Consider the following 2818-nt stretch of genomic DNA (forward strand, 5'->3'; position numbering starts at 1 on the left):
AAGTTTGTCAAATACCCATAGCCGGGTACCTAAATGAAAACCTTCTTTCAAATCGTGCGTCACCATAAAAAGGGTTAGCTTGTGTTCACGCCATAGGTTCAGAACCAGTTCATGCATGTCAGCTCGAATACCTGGATCCAAGGCACCAAAAGGCTCATCGAGCAGCAAGATTCTTGGTCGCCCCAATAATGCTTGAGCAATCGCCAACCGTTGTTTCATGCCGCCCGATAATTCATGGGGGTATTTATTTAAGGCCTGGCTTAAACCCACCTGATCGAGCATCGCTTTGGCATCTTCCTTCGCCTTTTTATGCTCAGAGCCTAATAAATACCCGGTAAACCCCTTCCGCTGAAAACCACGTGCCGCGATCACATTTTCTAACACCGTCATGTGTGGAAAAACCGAATATTGTTGGAACACAATACCGCGATCAGGGCCCGGCTCTTTAGGGATCGGTTGACCATCCAATAAAATTTCACCCTGGCTTGGCTGAACAGTACCCAGCAACATATTCAAAAACGTACTTTTACCGCAGCCTGAAGTCCCCACTAACGTCACAAATTCGCCTTCTTGAACGGACACATTCAAGCGCTCTATAACGATATTGTCGCCATATTGCTTCCAGACATTATTCACCTGAATCATGGGAGGGGTATTTTTATCAACAACATTTGTCATGCGCTATCTCCTTATGAGTGCCATGGGAAAAGCCTGCGGTTCGCCGTGCGCAGTGCCATATCCACCAAGAAAGCAAGCAAGGTAATCCATGCGACATAAGGCAAGATGACATCCATCGCCATATACCGGCGTACAAGAAAAATTCGATAACCCAAACCATCGGTTGCAGCTACGGCCTCCGCAGCGATTAAAAATAACCAACCTGCACCCAACGACAGTCGCACCGCATCAAACAATTTCGGGAGTATTTGAGGCAACACAACCCTCATTAAAATTTGTGATGTGTTCGCCCCTAAGGTTTGCGCTTTGACTAATTGTTCAGCGGGTATTTCTTGCGTACGACGTTGAATATCGCGGGCGATAAACGGTGTAATACCAATAGCAATCAACACCACTTTCGAGAGTTCACCTAAGCCAAACACAATGAATAACACAGGCAACAATGCAAGTGGAGGAATCAACGAAATCACCGTCAGCAAGGGCGACAGTCCCGCACTAAACAGTGGTAAAGCACCTGTGGCGACACCGACAGCAAGGCCAATAGTTGCCGCAATAAGCACGCCTAACCCAAGGCGTGTTAAGCTGCTGCTGGTATCTTTCCAAAACAGATAGTCGCCACTCCGCTTGTTAGGCTTTAATGCCATACGTTCTATCCCATCACCCATTTGACTAAAACTTGGCAGTAGTTTGTCATTGGGATTAATCTCTAAACGTGCATTAGAACTTACGAGATAGAAGATGATTAACAGAGCAAACGGCAGCAATCCTAAAAATATTTTCTGAACATTACTCGGCGTTTGATTAATAAGTTTTTTCATACTTAAAAAGCTCTGATTAACGTGAATAAAAGATCGATGAAGACAGTTTTTTCGAGAAGTGGCGGCGACACGCAGAACACCAAAAACACATTAATGTACGCTAATATCCAAACGTGCCGTCATCGACTCAAAGATAAAACCGGGGTTACAGTTTTCCGTCTTCAGCCATTTGCATATAGCTTGGTTCAAAACGTAATTTAACATTACCTTTGTCACCAAAAGTGCCCGCTGGCATTTCGATACCGATGTAGCCTGCATCTGGAGCGCCATCACCTAACAAGCCGTGCTTGAATGAAAACTTAGCAACATTTTCCATCGTAGTGACAAGCTTTTTGCTATTGGTTAGTGCCAGTGCGGCCTGGGGGGTATAGAACATTTCTGTACTTGCCAACTGTGCGTCATAACCCGCAAGATCAGTACCTGACTCCGTTGCCATAAATGTTTTGGCATCGATTGCCTTTGCATCAGAACCAGCCATGCTGCCCATGATTTCATACCAGGCACCTACTAATGCTTTACCTAAGTCAGGATTTTTCTTGAGTGTTTCAGTATTGATGACAAGCAAGTCAATAATTTCGCCAGGGATCTGTGAAGAATCAAAAACTTTATGGCTATTAGGCATCGAGATAATTTCGTTCAGCAGCGGGTTCCACGTCGAAACAGCCGTCACATCTTTAGTACCGTAAACTGCGACCATATCGGCATCAGATGTGTTAACAACGGTTAAATCTTTTTCACTTAAGCCGACGGTCTCTAAACCACGAGCCAATAGATAGTGCGACACGCTGAGTTCAACTAAATTGATGCTTTGTCCTTTCAAGTCTTTTAACGAATCTTTACCCTTTAAAACAACACCATCATTACCATTTGAGAAATCACCAACAACGAGTGCAGTGCTGTCCACACCACCAGCGGCAGGAATAGTTAGTGCGTCCATGTTAGTCATAGTGCAGGCATCAAACTCACCCGCCGAATATTGGTTAATGGATTCGATATAGTCATTGATTTGTACCACCTCAATGTCAATATCGTATTTCTCTCCCCATTTTTTGACAATGCCTTGCTCGGCACCGTAAGCCCATGGCATCCAACCAACGTAGATAGACCAACAGATTTTAAACTTATCGGAGGCGTGAGTGATCGATGAAAATGAAAGCAAAAAAGCCAGAATTGAAATTGTGAAATATTTCATAGAGAAACCTCTAAATTACATTGATTACACGAGCACCCTTGGCATAACCAAGCATTTCTCCCGGGCTTTTATCCCGCCGTGTAACCCATGCCTTTCTTTGAGATTTCATGAAAGGGGAGGTCGAATGCTC

The 2818-nt window shown here is 44.4% G+C and carries 3 protein-coding genes; all 3 read right to left on the bottom strand.

From position 1 onward, the window contains the following. Positions 1–678: ABC transporter ATP-binding protein (locus QNK26_RS02510; protein WP_319220689.1), on the bottom strand; the 678-nt coding region annotated here is incomplete at its 3' end. Between the two features lie 11 nt (positions 679–689). Beyond that, positions 690–1496, bottom strand: a complete 807-nt coding sequence (locus tag QNK26_RS02515; protein ID WP_319220690.1) for an ABC transporter permease — start codon at positions 1494–1496, stop codon at positions 690–692. A 145-nt stretch (positions 1497–1641) separates the two neighbouring features. Then, complete coding sequence (locus QNK26_RS02520) at positions 1642–2688, bottom strand: putative urea ABC transporter substrate-binding protein (RefSeq protein WP_319220691.1); 1047 nt, start codon at positions 2686–2688, stop codon at positions 1642–1644. Positions 2689–2818 lie beyond the last annotated feature (130 nt).

Origin of the sequence: Moritella sp., from assembly GCF_033791185.1 — a bacterium.
Lineage (GTDB): Bacteria > Pseudomonadota > Gammaproteobacteria > Enterobacterales > Moritellaceae > Moritella.